The 744-nt window shown below is 47.4% G+C and carries 1 pseudogene; it reads left to right on the top strand.

The features are described 5' to 3' along the window. Positions 1-744: pseudogene (locus R7O13_RS26575) on the top strand (hemolysin); the annotation flags it as partial.

Genomic DNA, 744 nt, shown 5'->3' with positions numbered 1-744 from the left:
TATCCAAATTTTAGCGAATCAGTACCTGAAAACCGTGCCAGAGCTCGACCAACTTTTTATTGGTGTCGACGTATTCGAGGGCAAAGATGCGGTCAAGTCGAACATGAAGGCACTTAGAGCAGCCAACAAACACCTTGCGAATGGCGGCTTGTTATTGGTTTTCCCTGCGGGTGAAGTGTCAAAGTTGGTGGATGCCAAACAACAGCGTTTAGAAGACAAAGAATGGAGCCGCAGTGTCAGTGCGTTAATTCGTAAGAACAAAGCCGCCACTGTTCCCATCTTCATTCGTGGGCAGAACTCAAAACGCTTCTACATGGCAGGTAAAATCCACCCTCTTTTACGCACCTTGATGTTAGGAAGAGAGCTACTCAACAAGAGCGCAAAAACCATTGAGTTGTCCTTTGGGCAAGCAATCAAGTTTAAAGAACTCAATAACCTCAACGATGATCAGATCGTCAATTATCTAAGGCTCAACACCTACCTGCTTAACCGCGATGTAAGTGCCACTCAGCAAACGGTCTCAGACAATGATCTCTTCCCTATTGCGGTAGGGTTACCCATAGGCCAATTGCTTGAAGAGCTGCACAACTTACCGGCAGAAACCCAATTGCTTCAAAATGGCGAGTTCGACGTGTACTGCGCCAGCGCACAGCAGATCCCATCTCTCCTGCATGAAATTGGCCGCTTGCGAGAACATAATTTCCGTCAAGTTGGCGAAGGGACCGGACAAGCGATAGACATCGA

It is taken from the genome of Vibrio sp. Y176 (assembly GCF_033438945.1).
The sequence above is the reverse complement of the archived record's forward strand: the minus strand, read 5'-3'. Positions and strand labels throughout refer to the sequence as shown.